This is a genomic window from Flavobacterium geliluteum (genome assembly GCF_017948595.1).
GTDB lineage: Bacteria > Bacteroidota > Bacteroidia > Flavobacteriales > Flavobacteriaceae > Flavobacterium > Flavobacterium flavipigmentatum.
In genome coordinates this window covers 1-19,564 of the sequence record NZ_JAGFBV010000010.1, presented here as the reverse complement: position 1 = coordinate 19,564, position 19,564 = coordinate 1, and the positions used below count along the sequence as shown (strand labels likewise).

The following is a 19,564-nucleotide window of genomic DNA, read 5'->3' as shown; positions in this document are numbered from 1 at the left end:
CCTCAAACGTTATGAAAAAATCTTTAATCTTCTTGCTACTTCTTTACAAATCAGCATTTTTTGGTCAAACTGTCTTGACTTCTCATGCTTTAGATCTAAAAAAATCAGCAAAGAATATTCAGATTTTAAATGCCGAAAATTTACTCACGCACGAGGTGTTTGTATTTGCTGCTTATGACCAAAATATTACTATTTTAAAATACAATAGTGCTTTATTTCTAACGGACCAATATACAGGACCGCTTGTCAATTTGGAGAATAAAGAATTGATTGCTTCGAGTTTTAGCGAAGATGGAAACCCCAGTCTTTATTGGACTTCGAGAGATTTTAAAGAAATTATAGTGATCAAATATTATTTAGAAACCAAAACGTACAAAGCTTTAAAATTTGGCTTTCCGTCTGAAAGTCAGTATGTCGTGGCGACTTTTCAAGATAATAATTTGTTTTACATCCTTTCTAAACCTATCTCAGAACAGACTTTAGCGGTTTACACTTTTAAAAATGGAATGGTTGAAGAAAAAATATTTGACTTTTCTCTGTTCAAATTTCAAAATAAAAACACCAGTTTCCTTCCTTTCACCGAGTTGATTAAACAAAATCCTATTGAAAAAATGGAGGTCAAGGACTACAATCCTCTGTACAAAAGCACCGCAAAAAGCAAAGTTTACCTGCAGGAGAACAAGATGGTATTGACCTTAGATCAAAACCCAAAGCAAACGCAAGTTTTTGAGATTAATTTAGATAACCATACTCTTAATGAAAAGATCTTCCTGCAGCCTAATACCAAAAAACCACTGCGATCCTCTAATTCTTTTTTAGCAGAAAACAAACTATTTCAAGTCACTGCAAATAAAGAAGAACTGCTGTTTGATGTAAAAGATTATGGTTCTGGTTTAAGTATAAAAAGCATTCATGTTGCAAAAAACGACACGATTCGTTTCAAAAACTCTCCTTTATTGATTCAAAGAGAATATGGAAAACCGGGTGAAATCAAAAAAACAGCTAAATTTTTACACTATCTTTCAAATTTGGATATTGGTTTATCCATTTTCAAAAATAAAAAGAACACTTTGATCACTCTCGGAGGAACACCAAAAAGTGAAAATCTCGATTATTATGCGCAAAATTTTGGTCAATATGATGATGAATTTGGTCAAATATTTTCGCCTATTACTTTTTATCCCAACGTGCATACCGAAACTGTTTTCTTTGAAAGTGCTTTAAACAAAAACTTTGAGTTCAGCAGTGGCGAGCCTTCTCCTTTGGCTGTAGATAAAATTTCTTATTTCTTAAATCAGCATCAGGAAGCGGCTTTCGCCAATGTCATTCCGTTTAAAGATTACTTTATTTTGGGTTATTATGATCAAACCTCCAAAGAATATATTTTGCGTAAATTTAAAGATGGTTTTAATTGATAAAACGAGTAAGTTCTGAAATCATTGATTTCATGAATGCCTAATTTTATTGAGAATTGATCCAAATATGCTGTGTTTTCTTTGTTTCGAAAAACGGTTTGGATTATTTTTTTTAACTTTACAAAAAAGACACAATTATGTTATCAAAAAATATTGAAGCCGCTTTAAATAAGCAAATTCGCATCGAGGCAGAATCTTCGCAAACTTATCTTTCTATGGCTTGTTGGGCTGAAGTACATGGTTTAGAAGGAATTGCACAATTTATGTATACTCAATCTGACGAAGAACGTGAGCACATGCTTAAATTAATAAAATATGTAAACGAACGTGGCGGACATGCTCAAATTACAGATTTGAAAGCGCCAAAAACGAGTTATTCAACTTTCAAAGAAATGTTTGAAGCCCTTTATGCACATGAAATTTTTGTTTCGGAATCTATTAACGAATTGGTGCATATCACTTTTGAAGAAAAAGATTATGCGACTCACAATTTCTTGCAATGGTATGTTGCCGAACAAATTGAAGAAGAAGCTACGGCCAAATCTATCTTAGACAAAATTAACTTAATTGGTGACGACAAAGGCGGTCTTTACTTGTTTGATCGTGATATTCAGCAGTTAGCAGTAACAAGCTCAATCGCCATTAATCCTAAATAAAAAAGTTAAAGTTTATTTAGAATATATAAAAATAAGATATTTATTTTATCTTTGTCTCAGTTTTATAATTCCAGTATAAAGTGAGCAAGAAAGAAAAAGATAAGGACAAGAAAAAGGATAAAAAGAAGAAGAAAAACAAAGACATCCTTGACAACATTAAGAAGCTTGAAAACTGCAAGTCAACTTGTTGTGAAAAATTTAAAAAGAGCGAGAAAAAACGTTGCTCCAGATGTCCTATGTTTGACTTACTAAAAAATATAGCGTAAAAAGACCTTCAATTATGAAGGTTTTTTTATGCACAAATCATAAGCTTTCCATTTTATAAAAAACAAATTAACATCCCAAAAAGCAAATATTTCAATTTATGAAAAATGCTAGCATCGTACCTAAATCTAGTCTCGATTTTTTGTCACAACTTAAAGAAAACAATAATAAAGTCTGGTTTGATGCCAATAAATCCAACTACCAAACCGAGCTAAATTATATACAGACTTTTGCGGATGATTTACTTAAAGAGCTTTCTAAAACAGATGTTTTGGAAACGGCTTCGGGCAAAAAAAGTGTGTACAGAATTTATCGTGATATTCGTTTTTCTAAAGACAAAACTCCTTTTAAAACCTTTTGGGGAGGCAGTTTTACCAGAGCAACAAAAGAAAGACGTGGCGGATACTATTTTCATTTGGAAGCTGGAAACAGTTTTCTTGCGGGAGGTTTTTGGGGTCCCAATGCTGCCGATTTAAAAAGAATAAGAGCTGAATTTGGACACGATCCTAAACCAATGCGAAAGATACTGGAGGCTAAATCATTTGTTAGCACTTTTGGAAACTTGCAAGGCGAGCAGCTTAAAACAGCGCCAAAGGGTTTTGATGTGCAACACGAAGCGATAGATTTACTGCGCTACAAACAGTTTTTGGTCATTAAACGCTTTACCGATGAAGAAGTATTGGCCCATAATTTTGTGGAACAGGCCACAGAAACATTTCAAAAAATGCGTCCTTTTTTTGATTATATGAGCGAAATACTTACAACAGATATTAACGGTGCTTCTGTTTTATAAATTTATCATTAATTCAAACCCAAAAAAAGCGACTGATTTTGCCAACCAGTCGCTTTTTAATAAAATACTTTGTACTCGCTATTTACCCATCAGTAAAATTTCATTTATTACGACTTCGGTCACATAACGTTTTTCTCCATTTTTATCGTCGTAACTTCTGTGGGTAAGTTTCCCTTCAACGGCAATTTCTTTTCCTTTTACCACATATTTTTCGATTATTTCGGCAGTTTTACCCCACGCAGTTACGCGATGCCACTCGGTTTGCTCTACTTTCTCTCCTTTTTCATTGGTATATTTTTCATTAGTCGCAATGGTCAAGTGAGCCAGTTTTCTACCGTTCTCTAATGTTTTGATTTCTGGTTCGTTTCCTACGTTTCCAATCAATTGTACTTTGTTTCTTAATGTGTTCATGGCGTATATTCTTTTTTAAAGTTGTTATAAAATGAATTCGTTTATCAAATTCAACAAGGCAAAATTGCAGCAACTTTCCAAAATTATTCGGTTACAAAGTATTTACTTTCGACTATAACTATTTGTAAACGTTTGCAAATGGGATTAATTTTTAGTATATTTGAGATAAATCTTACATTATGCAAACCGAAATTAATAAAGTTGAATTACGAAATTTAAAATTAGACGACTACAAGGAACTCAAAAACTCAATGATAGAATCCTATCCAGTAATGGCGAATTCGTATTGGAAAGAATCAGATATCGAAAATTTACTCTCTATTTTTCCTGAAGGTCAACTGGTGATTTTGGTAGACGGAAAAGTAGTAGGTTCTGCTTTGTCATTGATCCTTCCAGAAAAATTAGTAGATAAAAAACACAATTACAGACAAATTATTGGCAATTATACTTTTTCAACTCACAATCCCGATGGAGAAATCCTGTACGGAATAGATGTTTTTATTCACCCCAATTATCGTGGTTTGCGTTTAGGACGCCGTTTGTATGATGTTCGTAAAGAATTGTGCGAGCAATTGAATCTGAAAGCGATTGTTTTTGCAGGTAGAATTCCGAATTATGCAAAACATTCTAAAAAACTTACTCCAAAAAATTATATAGAAAAAGTCAAGCACAAAGAATTGCATGACCCAGTACTTTCTTTTCAGCTGAGCAATGATTTTCATGTTTTACGAATCATAAAAAACTATTTGGAAGGTGATGAAGAATCTAAAGAATTTGCGGTACTTCTGGAGTGGAACAACGTTTATTATGATGAAAGTCCAAAATTGATTAATCTTGAAAAAAGTGTAATCCGCCTGGGATTGATTCAGTGGCAAATGCGTCAGCTCAATAATATCGAAGCCCTTTTTGAGCAATCTGAATTTTTTATCGATGTTGTGTCTGGTTACGGAGCCGATTTTGCCTTATTTCCGGAACTTTTTATTGCGCCTTTAATGGCCGATTACAACCATCTTTCTGAAGCCGAAGCCATTCGAGAACTCGCTCGCCACTCTGACCCAATTAGAAAGCGCTTTCAGGAATTTGCTATTTCGTACAACATCAATATTATTACGGGAAGTATGCCGTATCTCGACAACGGAAATCTGTACAACGTTGGTTTTTTATGCAAAAGAGACGGAACCTCAGAAATGTATACCAAAATTCACATCACACCCAACGAAGTGCAACATTGGGGCATGAAAGGCGGCTCAGAATTTAAAACATTTGATACCGATTGCGGTAAAATTGGTATTTTGATTTGCTACGATGTTGAGTTTCCTGAGCTTTCGCGAATTATGGCTAACGAAGGAATGAATATTTTGTTTGTTCCTTTTTTAACAGATACTCAAAATGCGTATACGCGCGTCAAACATTGCTCGCAGGCACGTGCGATAGAAAACGAATGTTATGTGGCGATTGCCGGCTGTGTTGGTAATCTGCCAAAAGTAAACAATATGGATATTCAGTATGCACAAGCGTCTGTTTTTACGCCTTCGGATTTTGCTTTTCCAAGTAATGGCATCAAAGCCGAAGCGACACCTAATACCGAAATGACACTGATTGTTGATGTCGATTTGAATTTACTAAAACAACTTCACGAGCACGGAAGCGTTCGGATTTTGAAAGACCGCCGAAATGATTTGTATGAAATTAGAAAAATAAATCCGTAATCATTTATCAAATTACAAGCAGAATGAGATAGAATTCATCATTTGAAATTTAAATTGTTTTTTAGTTTTAAAAATAGAACATCATGAAAACCTGCCTTGAATGTAGTGATAAAATTGTGGGTAGAGAGGACAAGAAATTTTGTTCTGACAGCTGCCGAAATGCTTACAACAACAAAATAAATAAAGACAGTAATAATTTTATGCGAAATGTAAATAACAAATTGCGTAAAAATTACCGTATTTTGTCTGAACTAAACACAGAAGGAAAATCTAAGTCAACAAAAGATAAAATGTTGCACAAAGGTTTCGATTTTGATTTTTTTACTAATATATTGCAGACTAAAACAGGAAACACCTACTATTTCCTGTATGATCAAGGCTATCGCGCCTTGGAAAATGATTATTATATGCTTGTTAAAAAAGAAATTTAGCCCCCAAATATCCCATGAAAAAAAATTACAATTCCATAACAGCTTTTATCTGCATTCTGGCGATTCTGGGTGTTATTTATGCGTCAATGATGCCGCAATTTATCACTAAAGACGAAGAAGCTTTGGCAGAATTCTCGACCGAAAGAGCCTTCGAACAGGTCAGAATCATTGCCCAAAAACCACATTATGTTGGCTCGACCAATCACGAGTTGGTGGCTAACTACCTAAAATTAGAGCTCAACAGAATTGGTCTTGAGACTAGTACTCAGGAAGGATTTACCTTAAATGACAGAGGTCTATTGGTAAAATCGAAAAACATTTTAGCTCGAATAAAAGGAACCAATAATTCTAAAGCGCTATTATTACTTTCGCACTATGACAGTGCTCCACACTCTTTTTCTAAAGGAGCCAGCGATGATGCTTCGGGAGTTGCAACAATTTTAGAGGGAGTTCGCGCATTTTTATACAGCAAACAACCGCATAAAAACGATATTATCATTCTTTTTTCAGATGCAGAAGAATTAGGTCTAAATGGCGCTGCGCTTTTTGTTAACGAACATCCGTGGGCAAAAGAGGTTGGTCTCGTACTCAATTTTGAAGCCCGAGGCTCTTCTGGACCAAGTTATATGTTAATGGAGACCAATCAGGGGAATCAGGGACTTATTCAGGAATTTAAAAAAGCAAAAACAACCTATCCTGTATCCAACTCATTGATGTACAGTATTTATAAAATGCTCCCTAATGATACCGATTTGACCGTTTTTAGAGAACAAGGCAACATTCAAGGATTCAATTTTGCCTTTATCGACAGTCATTTCAATTATCACACACAACAAGATGATATCCAGCATTTAAGCAAAACTACACTTAAACATCAGGGTACTTATTTGATGCCTTTACTGAAGTATTTTTCTAATATCGATCTTAACCAAACCGTTACAACAGAAGATAACGTCTATTTTAACATTCCGTTTTCGTTTGTTACCTATCCGTTTACATGGGTTTTCCCGATGACTTTGATTGCATTAGGATTGCTGATTCTTTTTATTTTTATAGGAAAAGCAAAACGTGTCCTAACATTTAGCGAAATGTTCAGAGGTTTTGTACCGCTTATCGGGTCGGTGATTGTTGCTGGTTTTGTTACTTTTTTGGGATGGAAAATTTTCCTTGAAATCTACCCGCAATACAATGATCTGTTAAACGGATTTACATATAACGGTCACGCATACATTGGCGGATTTGTAGCCTTGAGTCTCGCTATTTGCTTTGCTTTTTATCACAATTTTTCGGAAGCAAAAGTGACTATGAACCATTATGTAGCACCTTTATTGCTTTGGATTATCGTAAATGCCTTTCTGGCCAACAGCTTGACAGGAGCCGGATTTTTGATTATTCCTGTTTATTTTGGACTCGTTTTATTCGGAATTTATGTCCTGACCCAAGGTTCTAGTTTAGGACTGAATTTAATTTTCAGTATTCCGGCATTAATCATTATTGTGCCCTTTATTCAAATGTTTCCGGTAGGTTTAGGATTGAAAGTTCTTTTTGGAAGCGCTGTTCTTACCGTTTTGGCATTCGGATTATTACTGCCTGTTTTCGGGTCGTTTGCCAGAAAAGGAGCTTTGACATTGTTTTTCTTTACTATTGCAATCTCTTGTTTTGTATATGCAGGATATCATTCTGATTACCAGTATGGAAAAGCCAAATCCAACAGTTTGTTATACGTGTACAATGCAGACAATGATGCTGCTGTCTGGACCACTTACGATGTCAATCTTGACGATTGGACCAAAACCTACTTAGGGCAAAACTCTCAAAAAGCAGTGGGTTTAAACAAATTGCCCATCTACAGCAAATACAATTCCGGCTTTACTTACAGTGCTATTGCGCCAAAAGTAGCCGTGCCAAAACCAACAATTCTTTTTCTTAGAGACAGCCTTGTCGGTAGTCGCCGTCACATGAAAATTCAAATTAAACCCAACAGAAAAGTAAATCGTTACGATATTTTTGCCAATCTCAAAATGACTTTCTACAATTTCAAAGCCAATGGTGTTAAGACTTATGGTGAAAAAGGAAATGTTCTAAAACGAGACGGGATGAAGATGATCACTTATTATGTAGTAAAAAACGAACCTCTTACATTAGAATTCACGATCAATAACTCATCCATTTTTGATATGGATTTAATAGAAAGTTCTTTCGATCTTATGACCAATCCACTGTTTAAGATTGCCCCAAGAAGCGACTGGATGATGCCAACGCCATTTGTGCTCAATGATGCCGTTTTAATTCAGCAAAAAATCAAAAGACAAACGCAGGCACCAGTAAAACCAATTGCAGTTCTTCCTGCAAAAGAAACTGTTGCGCCTGCAAAAGATAGTTTAACAACAAGCGTTAAACCGGAATAAAAATGAGTCAAGTAAGTATTTTAGGTTGTGGTTGGCTGGGTTTGCCATTGGCGAAAAGACTCATTCAGGAAGGTTATTCTGTAAAAGGATCTACTACTTCTGAAAACAAACTTTCTGTTTTAGAAAATGCAGGAATACATCCTTTTTTGGTGGCGCTTGAAAGCGAAAGTGTTTCAGGCGCTATAGAGGATTTTTTAGCACAAAGCGAAATACTGATTATCGATATTCCGCCCAAATTACGCGGAAGCAATGTAGATTCTACAACTACTGAAAAGAAAATATTTGTAGAAAAAATCAAAAACCTGATTCCTTTTATTGAACAATCAAGTGTAAAAAAAGTACTTTTTGTAAGTTCAACCTCTGTTTATGGCAACGAAAATAGTGTGATTACAGAAGAAACTAATGCGAATCCGGAAACAGAAAGCGGCAAACAATTGCTTTTGGCCGAAAGTATTTTACAACAAAATCAAGACTTTCAAACCACTATTTTGCGCTTCGGTGGATTAATTGGTGAAGACCGACATCCCGTGAAATTTTTGGCTGGTAAAGAAAACCTCGAAAATCCGGATGCCCCCGTAAATCTCATTCATCAAAAAGATTGCATTGGAGTCCTTTTAGAAATTATTAAACTGGAAAAATGGAATGAAATTTTCAACGCCGTTGCACCCTTTCATCCCACAAGAGAAGAATATTACACTCAAAAAGCAAAAGAACAAAACTTGATTTTACCGAAATTTAGTGCTGAAAAAACGAATATAAAAAAGGTAATTTCTAGTGAAAAAACCGAACGTGTTTTAAATTATAACTTTAAAATGGACGATTATTAAATCGTATAAGTTAATTTAAATGAAGCTTTAGAAATTTTACACCCTACAGTCCTTAAATTTCTTCAATCATTTAAATGTAGAAAGCAAAAAAACTTTACGAACTTTGCTCAAGAACTCTTTTCTTTGAAGTTAAATTATGGAAACAGCCTATATCACTTCGCCTTTAGGAATCACCAAAATCATGGGAGATCAAGACGGTATTGCTGTCATTTCAGTTTCAGATGTAGGCGAAAACGAGGTTTCAGTGGTAATTCCAGAAATTCTAAAAGAAGCCGTTTTACAGCTTCAGGAGTATTTTGAAGGCAAAAGAACCAACTTCAATTTAAAATTAAATCCGAAAGGCACAGAATTTCAGCAAAAGGTATGGAAATCACTATTAGAAATTCCCTTTGGAAAAACCATAAGTTACAGCGATCAAACCAAAAAATTGGGTGATTTAAAAGCGATTCGGGCGGTGGCATCGGCCAATGGCAAAAATCCGTTATGGATCGTGGTTCCGTGTCATCGGGTAATTGGAACAAACGGTTCACTCACAGGTTATGCTGGTGGTTTACATCGTAAAAAATGGTTATTGGAGCACGAAAACCCTAGTACACAACAAAGTTTGTTTTCATAATAATGTAAAAAAGAAACGAAACTTTTTATAAAATATAATCTTTTTCTTATTTTAAGTGAAATTTGTTTATATTTATAAAACAAACAATCTCACAAGTCTAAACATTTAAGACGCCTCAGCAATGATTGAAAAAATAAACCTCAACAATATTTTATTTCTCGATATAGAAACCGTTCCGGAAGAAGAGAATTTTAATTCGCTTGACGCCGAGATGCAATCGCTTTGGGATCATAAAACACAATACCAGCGAAAAGACGCATTTTCTCCCGAAGAATTTTATGAACGTGCCGGCATTTGGGCAGAATTTGGCAAAATTATTTGTATTTCTGTAGGCTATTTTACGATAAAAGGTGACATTCGAAACTTTCGGGTAACCTCTTTTTTCGGAGACGAAAAGAAAATTTTAAAAGATTTTAATAATTTACTGAGCAACCATTTCAATCAGCCACAGCATCTTTTGTGCGGGCATAACGCTAAGGAATTCGACATTCCTTTTTTGGCGCGACGCATGATCATCAATCAAATTGCCATTCCAGACAAACTGAATCTCTTTGGAAAAAAACCATGGGAAATTGCACATCTGGATACTTTAGAATTATGGAAATTTGGCGATTATAAGCATTTTACCTCATTAAAATTATTAACCAAAATCCTCGGAATCCCTTCTCCAAAAGGCGATATCGACGGCAGTCAAGTAGCGCATGTTTTTTATGTAGAAAAAGACATTGACCGAATTGTGACCTATTGCGAAAAAGATACTATTGCCGTAGCCCAAATTTTTCTTCGTTTGCGACGCGAAGATTTACTGATTGATGAGGAAATTATTCATGTTTAATTTTTAGAGGTAAAGCGACAAAGTTACAGAGGCGCAAAGTTTTAGATTATAAAATTTAAATATTTTAGAAATGACGCATCGGGAAATTTCACATCAAAGGCTTCTTTCACAAAAGCTTTTAGAAACCAGTTCAAGTTCTCCACAAGAAATTGTTCATCATTTAGGTGCCATGCAAGCTCAGGATTATTCAATGGCAAAATGGGCGATTGGTTCTCGATGTGATGCAACTGAAAAAGAGATTGAAGAAACTATAAATTCAGGAGAAATTATTCGTACCCATATTCTACGACCAACCTGGCACTTTGTTTCTGCCGATGATATTTATTGGATGTTGGATGTTTCTGGACCACAAGTCAAACGTATTATTCTTGCTGAAACCAAAAAATACGGTTATGATGAAAAGGAGTTTGACAAGATTAATTCAAGAATTGAAAAAATGCTGGCCGGAAATAATCATTTAACCCGTGATGAAATCATTCAAGAACTTAATGTTAAAAAGGTTACGAGTGAATATTTTTTAAGTCCGGTTCTTATCATGATGTATGCGGAACTAGACGGTTTAGTCTGCAGCGGAAAAACGCGAGGAAAACAAATGACTTATGCATTACTCGAAGAGCGAGTTTCAAAACCAAAATCCAAACTAACCAAAGAAGAAGGCTTAACAAAATTAGCTCTGAAATACTTCGAAAGCCACGGCCCTGCTACGCTTCATGACTTTTCATGGTGGTCTGGTTTTCCAACAACAATTTGTAAACAAACCATTAATGCAATTGAATTGCAATTAAATTCAGTTGAAATTGATGGTCAAAAATATTGGTTTGGAAAAGATTATTCTCTTAAAAACAACTTCCGCGAAAGCGTACGCTTTATCCCGGCATTTGATGAGATTTTAATTTCGTATAAAACACGAGAAGTTTCTATTTTACTTGAACATCAATCGATGGCTTTCACCAACAATGGCATTTTCAAACCGGTTATTCTTGAAAACGGTAAAGTTATCGGAACCTGGAAAAGAACCCTCAAAAAAGATCACGCTAAAATAGAAACGCAATTTTTTAATGAAACCGAAAGTCACAAAAAAGCAATTCTGTTTGAAGGTATTAAAGCTTTTGAAAACTATCTCGAAACCAAAATTCTTATCGAATAAATCGGTTTTTTGCTAAAACAGTATGGTTTTAAATACTTTCTTCTCGTCTACACACTAAATTCTTTGTGCATTTTATTGTGAAATAATTACATTTACAAAAAAAACAGCATTATGGTATTAAGCAGATTTTGGCTAACTATCTTTATTTCGTCGATCATCTTTATTATGATCACTTTGTTTACTGCAAATACTTATACAATTGATTCTGTATTGAATGGTAAAAAAGATGATCCTATTCTGGTTTCAGAAAAATACGCTGAACAGCTTCCTGCTTTTATAAGAGACAGCATCAAAAAAGCACCGGATCAAACGATGATTATCAATCGTAATACGCTAAATGCCGATACGACCTATGTTTATAAAAACAAAACAGTAAAAATTTACAGCGGACTTCAAAAATCTGATGGTTTATTACCAACCTGCAAATCTACTTTGATTGATTTAATTTTGCCTCTTATTGCCTATTTGGCTTTTTTCTGCGGATTAATGGAACTTTTAATCATTTCCGGAGCATCAGGAAAATTAGCTAAAGGATTGAGTCCTGTTTTTGTAAAAGTGTTTCCGAGCATCCCAAAAAACCATCCTTCTATCTCGTATATGACTTTAAACTTTGCTGCTAATTTCTTAGGATTAGATTCGGCTGCAACTCCATTTGGTCTTAAAGCGATGGAAAGTTTACAAGAAATAAATCCCGAAAAAGACAAAGCCAGCGACGCGCAGATTATGTTTATGTGTCTCCACGCTTCTGGTTTAACCTTAATAGCGACTTCTATTATCGGTTACCGCGCAGCAGCAGGCGCAAGTAATCCTGCTGATGTAATGCTTCCTTGTATTATTACTTCGTTTATCGGTACAATTGCGGCTTTCCTAATTGTGGGAATCAAACAAAAAATCAATTTCAAGAGTGCTTCTTTAGTTATTGCTTTAATGGTTTTAATTGCGGCAATCATTGGTTTGCTTATGTATGTAAATCATCTAGATTTGATAGGAAAAAATTATTTCACCACAAATTTATCTGCGTTGATATTACTTGTCATAATAGTTTTTACGCTGGTGTTTTCATTTTTAAACGAAAAGAAATTTAAGGACGCAGAAACCACCGTTTTTGATGCCTTCGTAGTAGGAGCCAATAATGGAGTTAAAACCGGCGTTACCATTTTCCCTTATGTTTTAGGAATGTTAGTAGCAATTTCTCTTTTTAGAAATAGTGGTTTGTTTGAAATTATTAGTGATGGGATTGCCTTTATTTTCTCGAATATGGGAGTCAACAAACAAATTACCGATGCACTTCCCGTAGCCATGCTTCGTCCTTTTAGTTCTGCAGGTTCACGAGGATTTTTGATTGATTCTATGAATACTTTTGGCGCCGATTCTTTGACAGGAAGATTGAGCAGTATTTTTCAATGCAGTGCCGAAAGTACTTTTTATGTGATCGCCGTTTACTTTGGCTCTGTCAACATCAAAAATACCCGTTATGCTTTAGGAACGATGCTTTTGGTAGATGTAATTTGTGTTATTACCGCTATTTTTGTGGCGAGTTGGTTTTTTTAAATTTCATTTTATCAAATAATAAACAAGAAGTATGTTTAAAAGATTTTTTAGTAAAAAAAAGGAAGTTGATATTATCGAAAACATCTCATCTGAGGAAAAAAATCAATTTACTGAAGAAGTGGAGACTAACGTAGAAGTTGAAACCGAAGAAAAGAAAGAAGAAAACAAATTCGAACCCAATAAAATTGACTGGTTAATAAACGATTCTATCCTGACTTTTATGCCTCGTGAATTGTACATGCATTATTGGGACAACAATACCGAAAAAAATCTGCAAGATCCGTCATGGCAAAATCAAAGTGTTTATTTTTGGAATAACAGCGAACCATTTGAGAGAAAATCTTTGCCCGAGTTTTTTGAAAATTTTGAAAAGAAATTATTTGTTTTTCATGAGGTTCCTGACTACATTTCATTGGTATCTGCAAAAGCAATTCCGTGGTTTGGAATGCCGGGCGAAGGAGATAAATTCTGTCTTAGATACGATGACCAACCAATAACGCTGGAAGAAGCTCATAAATTGAACATTATAAAGTATGTTGAAATCATAGAATTAAACTACGAAAATCTGGGCGTCCTAAACGATCGTGACAACTATTGTTTCCTAATTGATCCCAAAGAAGTTACATTCGAAAATCAGCTTTTTTACTTAAATGGAGAAAAAATTTCGTTAGCAGAACTCTATCAAAAAAAGAAACTACTGGTTTTATCAGTACAATAAATAACATCGATATACATTCATGAAAATACAAGCACTTTTTGTTTTATTGTTTTTAATTGGTTGTCAAAAACCAAAATCTGAACCACAAATAACAAATACAACACCCGAAAACAAAACTCAAACCGTGAGCATTGTTGAAGAAAAGTTCTTAAAAACAGATACGATTTCCATTTCAGATGATGGAGAAACATCAAAGGAAAATTATATCCTCGCGCATCTTCTAGATCAAAAAGCAGACAAAGACAGTGTTGTTACCGCAAGATACCGACTTGATTTTTATCTGAATAAAACCAAAACTGCCGATTCAAAAATTACCATTAAAGGAATTGAAAAAGGATCAGAATGGGGAGCAAAATACGGATTGGCTTCAGTTGAAATGCCTAAAAAATCACCTTTCATTCAAATTAGTTTTGGATATCCCGCTTGTGGTTATACATCTAATAATTATCTTTATTATCTAAAAAACAACCACTTACAGTTGGTCCATGAATGGAATGTCATCTCAGATAGCGGTTGGGGAACCTGGGTTAGGTTTGAAAACTCAACTTCAAAAACCAATACCGAATCTTTTTATTGCAAGACTGTTTCATTTGAACCTGAAAATGACAATGACGAAATAGGAACGGTAACTTATTCCGACTCGATTGTCTTTCGCTTAAGCGGAAATCATTGGAAAAAGCAATTACTTTCAGCAAAAGACAAAGTCTACTTTGAGAAAAAGATTCCGTTTAATGAGTTTCACGATCTGGATTAAAGCCTGAAAAACAGTTGTAATTCAAATTCTTTCTTAGGTAAATAATTTTTAACTTTGTAAAAAACAAAGCAATGATTGATTTTATATACCAAGATCCTTATCCTATTTTAAAGGATGAAACACAATATCGCAAAATCACTTCTGATTTTGTGAAAGTAGCACAATTTGGAGAACGAGAAATTCTTACTGTCGACCCAAAAGGGTTAGAATTATTGGCCGAAGAAGCGTTAAACGATGTTTCGTTTATGCTAAGAACTACACATTTGCAAAAATTACGAAAGATTCTTGATGATCCAGAAGCCACAGACAATGACCGTTTTGTAGCTTACAATTTATTGCAAAACGCATCTGTTGCCGCCGAAGGTCAGCTACCAAGCTGTCAGGACACAGGAACAGCGATTGTAATGGCCAAAAAAGGAGAAAACATCTTTACGGGTGTAGATGATGCAGAATGGCTAAGCAAAGGGATTTTTAATACGTACCAAAAACGCAATCTACGTTATTCGCAAATTGTTCCGATTTCGATGTTTGAAGAAAAAAATTCAGGTTCGAATCTTCCGGCACAAATTGATATTTATGCTAAAAAAGGCGCCTCTTACGAATTTTTATTCATGGCAAAAGGCGGTGGTTCTGCCAACAAAACCTACTTATACCAGCAAACAAAATCATTATTGAATGAAAAATCATTGGATGCATTCATTCGAACAAAAATAAAAGACTTAGGAACCTCTGCATGTCCACCTTATCATTTGGCTTTGGTCATTGGCGGCACTTCGGCGGAAGCCAATTTAAGCGCCGTTAAAAAAGCATCTGCGGGCTATTACGACCACTTGCCTACTTCGGGAAATATGTCGGGTCAAGCATTTCGCGATTTAGAATGGGAAGAAAAAGTTCAGAAAATCTGTCAGGAGAGTGCTATTGGTGCTCAGTTTGGCGGAAAATATTTTACGCATGACGTACGTGTGATTCGTTTGCCACGTCACGCTGCTTCTTGTCCGGTTGGATTAGGCGTTTCGTGTTCTGCCGATAGAAATATTAAAGCAAAAATTACCAAAGACGGAATTTTTGTGGAGCAATTAGAAGTAAATCCAAAGCAGTTTTTACCAGAAACTGCACCACATTTAGAAGCGCCAGTTGAAATTGATTTGAATATGCCAATGGCAGATATGCTGGCAAAATTATCTCAATATCCGATCAAAACACGTTTGAAACTCAACGGAACCGTAATTGTGGCTCGTGATATTGCACATGCTAAAATCATGGAATTACTTGAAGCGGGCAAACCGATGCCAGAATATTTTAAAAATCACCCTATTTATTACGCTGGACCGGCAAAAACACCAGAAGGAATGGCTTCGGGAAGTTTTGGCCCTACCACCGCAGGACGTATGGATGTTTATGTAGATGAATTCCAGAAACATGGTGGAAGTATGATCATGCTAGCCAAAGGAAACCGTACCAAACAAGTGACCGATGCGTGTCATAAATACGGCGGATTCTATTTAGGTTCAATTGGAGGTCCTGCAGCGATTTTGGCACAAGACAATATCTTAAAAGTAGAAGTCGTTGATTTTGAAGAATTAGGAATGGAAGCCGTTCGAAAAATCACCGTAAAAGACTTCCCTGCTTTTATCATTACCGATAATAAAGGAAATGATTTCTTTGAGAATTTATAGTTTTTAAGGACCTAAGATACTGAGTGTCTAAGTTTCTAAGAGCAACAAAAACCGCCTAATTAGGCGGTTTTCTTTTTTAGTAAACATTCACTTTTTACAGATCACATTTTACTTCTTACTTCTTAACAAACTTCTTAACGATTTTCTTTCCACCTTTATTTAATTCAATAAAATAAATACCTGAAGTTAATTTACTAACATCTACAGGACTTTCTGTCAATGTTCCAACAGCTAATTGTTGCCCTAAAGTGTTCATGATTTTAAAAGTTGAACCTTTTGCTTCTCCAAGAGAAACATTTAAACTTGTTACTACGGGATTTGGATAAATCGTCACTTTTGAATCATCTGTTACTTTCCCTATTTCAGAAGTTACTAGTTCCTGAACTACAGCAGATCCTGCCACGATATTTATCGTATAATCTTCTACCTGACCATAAGAAAAAGTCTCACAAGCAGTTGGAATCGCATTGTATTTCATAGAAATTCTAACCCGTGTAGTACCCAAACTTGCCGTAGCGGGTATCGTAAAACTTCCTGAAACTGGAGTTGTTTTAGAAGCTGTTCTTGTCCAGACAGTTTCGCCAGAATCACTAAAATCGCCATCTTTATTATAATCGATAAAAACTGCATACGCTTCGTTATAGATGGTAGAAGTCCATGTTGGTGTAATAGTAATGGTATTGGCCACTCCTTGCGTTAAATTAGTACTAATAGCAGTAAAATTTTCGTAACCCGCTGTTCCTGTTGAAGTATTGTTAATAGTTCCCAGAACAACTTTTCCGATTCTTTCGTCTGCAGTACTATTTCCTTGTGAAGTACAATAAGTAATAGTCGTTGCAAGAGTAGTTATATTTACAGCAGTACTAGACGCCGAAACATTTCCTGCCGCATCTTTTGCTTTTACAGAAAAACTATAGGCTGTTAATGGAGTCAAACCTGTTACAGTATAGCTGGTAGTCGTAGCACTTCCTTTTAGTGTTGTTCCTTGGTAAATATCGTAACCCGTTACTGCCACATTATCAGTTGCTGCAGTCCAGGATAAATTTGTTGTTGATCCTGTTGTACCGCTTGCAATTAAATTTGTTGGTGTTGTTGGTGCCGTAGTATCAGAAGATCCTACGTATGCCGCACCTACGCCTACTGCATAAAAAGCATTTGTAGTAGCGATTACTTCAGGAGAACCCGCTCCATACAAATCAATTGCAGATTGTATTCCAGAAGTTCTAGCATTGGCATAAGTTGAATTAGAAGTCAAATAAACACTTTCTAAACGATACGCAATTTGGGCAGCTTTTTCAATTGTGATTCCAGTTACGTTATACGCATTTCCGATATCATTGGTTCCTGATTTTCCAACAGATAAAATATAAAACCAGTGATTTAATACCCCCGAATTGGTATGAACACCACAATAATCATTATTGCTAGTTGGCGTACAATTTACATTTATCCAATACGTTCCGCCATAGGTATCAGGTTGTCCCTCAGAATTTGGATCGCTCATAGAACGCAAAGCCAAATGTCCCGATCTTCTTTCTATGTCTTCCCCAACCAACCAGGTGGATTTAGTAGGAGCCGCACGATACTCAATGCAAGCACCCCAAATATCAGAGAAAGCTTCATTCATCGCACCCGATTCTTTTTGGTACGCCAAATTAGCCGTATACGTACAAACCGCATGACCAATTTCGTGACCCGCAACATCCATTGCTGTCAAAATATCAAAACCGCCTGTTCCTGTACCGTCACCATACGTCATAACACTTCCGTTCCAGAATGCATTATTATTGTTTGGATAACCTGCCGCAACCAAGTTATAATGCACATAACTTCTAATTTTTGCTCCTGCACCATCAAAACTATTTCTACCATGTACCGCCGACCAGTAATCATAAGTCATTTCGGCTCCCCAGTGTGCATCCAGTGCACCATTGTCTTTATTAGTATTATTGTACTCGGCAGCCGTCCAGTTATTATCGGCATCTGTAAAATTGGTTGTGGGATAAGTTGCTGTTCGAGCCGAATTATACGTCTGAACTCCGTTTCCACGAGTAACATCTGATAAAATATAAGAAGAACCACTCAATGTAGTTTGTATAGTTTGCGTACCGCTGTAACGAGTCGCTGCATTTGCTGCAACAATAGTATTTTCAAAAATCGAATTATCGATTTTGGCCGCAACATTTCCAGATGCAGCACCGCCATGGCTATATTGTCCTAAATGTTTGATAGTGGCATTATAAAACAAAACTTCACCTGTTTCGGCGTCTATATAAAGATCACCACGACTTAACGGATTGGTTGCATAAATATCAAATTTGTAAGCCAAACGCACATGATCCCTTTTTCTTAATTGACCTTGTTCCTCCATAGCCGGCAACAAAACCAATTCTCCTTTTGGTTTCTCATAATCCATTGCAGTAGCATCTGATGGTGTTTCCCACAGATATTGTTTTGCTCCTGTATGCACAATTGCTTTATCAAAAGCAGCTTTATTTGACAATTTTGGAGTTGTTTTTACATTTTCCAATGCATAAAACTCTCCATTCATAGCAACTAACTTTCCTTGTTTCGAATGTAATGTATAATTGGCAAATTCTACTTTAACTCCTTGCTCATACAACTGAAATTTTTCATGAGTAAAGCCTTCCTTATCGGTTTCTGTTTTAATTTTTGAAAAAGATTGATTGTCTTTTAAGCCCAATTGCTCTTTAAAAACAGTGTTAAAATCTTTGTCTTTATAATCCGATTTATCACTAAAAGTGATCAAACTTGGTTGTCCGTTCTCGGATAAATTTTTGAGATCAACCCGTTTGTCGGTCACCACCTGCGAAAATGCAGAAAAGGAAAAAGTTAAAACAACTGCTGTTGTAATAATTTTGGGTAATTTTCTTTCCATAATACTTATTGGTTTTAAAATTGTTAAATAGATTACAAATAAAATAGTAAAAGTAAGTAAATACTTTATTTAAGGATAAAAGTATTTAATTTTAAGTAATTGGTCGGTAAAATTTGTCTTTAATCGATAAAATGCAACTGTTTTTATCTTAAACTCATTTTTACGAAGTAAATCGCAATAATTTGACAATAAAAATAGCGAAAAAGCAATTATAGTATTAATTTTCAATTATTTGTAATAGTACAAATGCTCAATTTTTGAGTTGGGAAGAATCTAAAAGCTCACAAACTCTTAAATTTGTCCTATAAAAAAAGCCAGCTCTATTACAGAGGGCACTGAAAAAGTCTTTTCAAAATTCTTTTTCAAGAATAATTATTAATTAAAAGGAGTAGAAGCTAAAAGTTTTCTGCTCCTTTTTTTGTATCTTTTACGTGTAATCATAAGACTTTTTAGA

At 35.2% G+C, this 19,564-nt stretch carries 16 protein-coding genes; 14 read left to right on the top strand and 2 right to left on the bottom strand.

Annotated features, from left to right (window positions below; genetic code table 11):
- The first annotated feature begins 11 nt into the window (after positions 1-11).
- From J3495_RS07815 to J3495_RS07805, 3 genes are all read left to right on the top strand, one after another.
- Positions 12-1,415 (top strand): hypothetical protein, encoded by a 1,404-nt coding sequence (locus tag J3495_RS07815; RefSeq protein WP_210666000.1) that lies wholly within the window; start codon positions 12-14, stop codon positions 1,413-1,415.
- A gap of 137 nt (positions 1,416-1,552) precedes the next feature.
- Positions 1,553-2,071, top strand: coding sequence for a ferritin (locus tag J3495_RS07810; protein WP_210665999.1), 519 nt, complete (start codon positions 1,553-1,555; stop codon positions 2,069-2,071).
- 364 nt (positions 2,072-2,435) lie between these two features.
- Positions 2,436-3,128 (top strand): DUF2461 domain-containing protein, encoded by a 693-nt coding sequence (locus J3495_RS07805; RefSeq protein ID WP_210665998.1) that lies wholly within the window; start codon positions 2,436-2,438, stop codon positions 3,126-3,128.
- Positions 3,129-3,206: 78 nt separating this feature from the next.
- Here the strand turns inward: J3495_RS07805 and J3495_RS07800 are convergent, their stop codons facing one another.
- Positions 3,207-3,539 (bottom strand): single-stranded DNA-binding protein, encoded by a 333-nt coding sequence (locus tag J3495_RS07800; protein ID WP_210665997.1) that lies wholly within the window; start codon positions 3,537-3,539, stop codon positions 3,207-3,209.
- Between the two features lie 179 nt (positions 3,540-3,718).
- Here J3495_RS07800 and J3495_RS07795 point away from each other — a divergent pair, with 179 nt between their 5' ends.
- The 11 genes from J3495_RS07795 (at position 3,719) to J3495_RS07745 (ending at position 16,211) form a co-directional block, all read left to right on the top strand.
- Entirely contained in the window at positions 3,719-5,248 is a 1,530-nt protein-coding gene (locus J3495_RS07795) for a carbon-nitrogen hydrolase family protein (protein ID WP_210665996.1), read from the top strand.
- An 83-nt stretch (positions 5,249-5,331) separates the two neighbouring features.
- Complete coding sequence (locus J3495_RS07790; protein WP_210665995.1) at positions 5,332-5,679, top strand: hypothetical protein; 348 nt, start codon at positions 5,332-5,334, stop codon at positions 5,677-5,679.
- A 14-nt stretch (positions 5,680-5,693) separates the two neighbouring features.
- Positions 5,694-8,087, top strand: coding sequence for a M28 family peptidase (locus tag J3495_RS07785; RefSeq protein WP_210665994.1), 2,394 nt, complete (start codon positions 5,694-5,696; stop codon positions 8,085-8,087).
- 2 nt (positions 8,088-8,089) lie between these two features.
- Complete coding sequence (locus J3495_RS07780) at positions 8,090-8,914, top strand: SDR family oxidoreductase (RefSeq protein WP_210665993.1); 825 nt, start codon at positions 8,090-8,092, stop codon at positions 8,912-8,914.
- 136 nt (positions 8,915-9,050) lie between these two features.
- Positions 9,051-9,530 carry a methylated-DNA--[protein]-cysteine S-methyltransferase gene (locus tag J3495_RS07775; RefSeq protein ID WP_210665992.1) on the top strand — a complete coding sequence of 160 codons (480 nt, stop codon included), beginning with the start codon at positions 9,051-9,053 and terminating at the stop codon, positions 9,528-9,530.
- A gap of 121 nt (positions 9,531-9,651) precedes the next feature.
- The gene (locus J3495_RS07770; RefSeq protein WP_210665991.1) at positions 9,652-10,365 is read left to right on the top strand and encodes a 3'-5' exonuclease; all 714 of its coding nucleotides are present in this window, start codon (positions 9,652-9,654) and stop codon (positions 10,363-10,365) included.
- 70 nt (positions 10,366-10,435) lie between these two features.
- Entirely contained in the window at positions 10,436-11,512 is a 1,077-nt protein-coding gene (locus J3495_RS07765; RefSeq protein ID WP_210665990.1) for a winged helix DNA-binding domain-containing protein, read from the top strand.
- 111 nt (positions 11,513-11,623) lie between these two features.
- Positions 11,624-13,063, top strand: coding sequence for a nucleoside recognition domain-containing protein (locus J3495_RS07760; RefSeq protein WP_210665989.1), 1,440 nt, complete (start codon positions 11,624-11,626; stop codon positions 13,061-13,063).
- 31 nt (positions 13,064-13,094) lie between these two features.
- Entirely contained in the window at positions 13,095-13,781 is a 687-nt protein-coding gene (locus J3495_RS07755) for a hypothetical protein (RefSeq protein ID WP_210665988.1), read from the top strand.
- A gap of 19 nt (positions 13,782-13,800) precedes the next feature.
- Positions 13,801-14,535, top strand: coding sequence for a hypothetical protein (locus J3495_RS07750; protein ID WP_210665987.1), 735 nt, complete (start codon positions 13,801-13,803; stop codon positions 14,533-14,535).
- Between the two features lie 71 nt (positions 14,536-14,606).
- Positions 14,607-16,211: a fumarate hydratase gene (locus J3495_RS07745; RefSeq protein ID WP_210665986.1), complete on the top strand. Its 1,605-nt coding sequence runs from the start codon at positions 14,607-14,609 to the stop codon at positions 16,209-16,211.
- Positions 16,212-16,326: 115 nt separating this feature from the next.
- On the opposite strand, the gene J3495_RS07740 is transcribed toward J3495_RS07745, so the two are convergent.
- Entirely contained in the window at positions 16,327-19,110 is a 2,784-nt protein-coding gene (locus J3495_RS07740; protein ID WP_210665985.1) for a M4 family metallopeptidase, read from the bottom strand.
- Between the last annotated feature and the right edge of the window lie 454 nt (positions 19,111-19,564).

Excerpts from the sequence above, each read along its gene's own strand:
- J3495_RS07810 (WP_210665999.1), top strand. The coding sequence starts at position 1,553 with ATGTTATCAAAAAATATTGAAGCCGCTTTAAATAAGCAAATTCGCATC.
- J3495_RS07755 (WP_210665988.1), top strand. The coding sequence starts at position 13,095 with ATGTTTAAAAGATTTTTTAGTAAAAAAAAGGAAGTTGATATTATCGAA.
- J3495_RS07780 (WP_210665993.1), top strand. The coding sequence starts at position 8,090 with ATGAGTCAAGTAAGTATTTTAGGTTGTGGTTGGCTGGGTTTGCCATTG.
- J3495_RS07790 (WP_210665995.1), top strand. The coding sequence starts at position 5,332 with ATGAAAACCTGCCTTGAATGTAGTGATAAAATTGTGGGTAGAGAGGAC.
- J3495_RS07745 (WP_210665986.1), top strand. The coding sequence starts at position 14,607 with ATGATTGATTTTATATACCAAGATCCTTATCCTATTTTAAAGGATGAA.
- J3495_RS07800 (WP_210665997.1), bottom strand. The coding sequence starts at position 3,539 with ATGAACACATTAAGAAACAAAGTACAATTGATTGGAAACGTAGGAAAC.
- J3495_RS07815 (WP_210666000.1), top strand. The coding sequence starts at position 12 with ATGAAAAAATCTTTAATCTTCTTGCTACTTCTTTACAAATCAGCATTT.
- J3495_RS07785 (WP_210665994.1), top strand. The coding sequence starts at position 5,694 with ATGAAAAAAAATTACAATTCCATAACAGCTTTTATCTGCATTCTGGCG.
- J3495_RS07765 (WP_210665990.1), top strand. The coding sequence starts at position 10,436 with ATGACGCATCGGGAAATTTCACATCAAAGGCTTCTTTCACAAAAGCTT.
- J3495_RS07795 (WP_210665996.1), top strand. The coding sequence starts at position 3,719 with ATGCAAACCGAAATTAATAAAGTTGAATTACGAAATTTAAAATTAGAC.
- J3495_RS07770 (WP_210665991.1), top strand. The coding sequence starts at position 9,652 with ATGATTGAAAAAATAAACCTCAACAATATTTTATTTCTCGATATAGAA.
- J3495_RS07775 (WP_210665992.1), top strand. The coding sequence starts at position 9,051 with ATGGAAACAGCCTATATCACTTCGCCTTTAGGAATCACCAAAATCATG.
- J3495_RS07805 (WP_210665998.1), top strand. The coding sequence starts at position 2,436 with ATGAAAAATGCTAGCATCGTACCTAAATCTAGTCTCGATTTTTTGTCA.
- J3495_RS07760 (WP_210665989.1), top strand. The coding sequence starts at position 11,624 with ATGGTATTAAGCAGATTTTGGCTAACTATCTTTATTTCGTCGATCATC.
- J3495_RS07740 (WP_210665985.1), bottom strand. The coding sequence starts at position 19,110 with ATGGAAAGAAAATTACCCAAAATTATTACAACAGCAGTTGTTTTAACT.
- J3495_RS07750 (WP_210665987.1), top strand. The coding sequence starts at position 13,801 with ATGAAAATACAAGCACTTTTTGTTTTATTGTTTTTAATTGGTTGTCAA.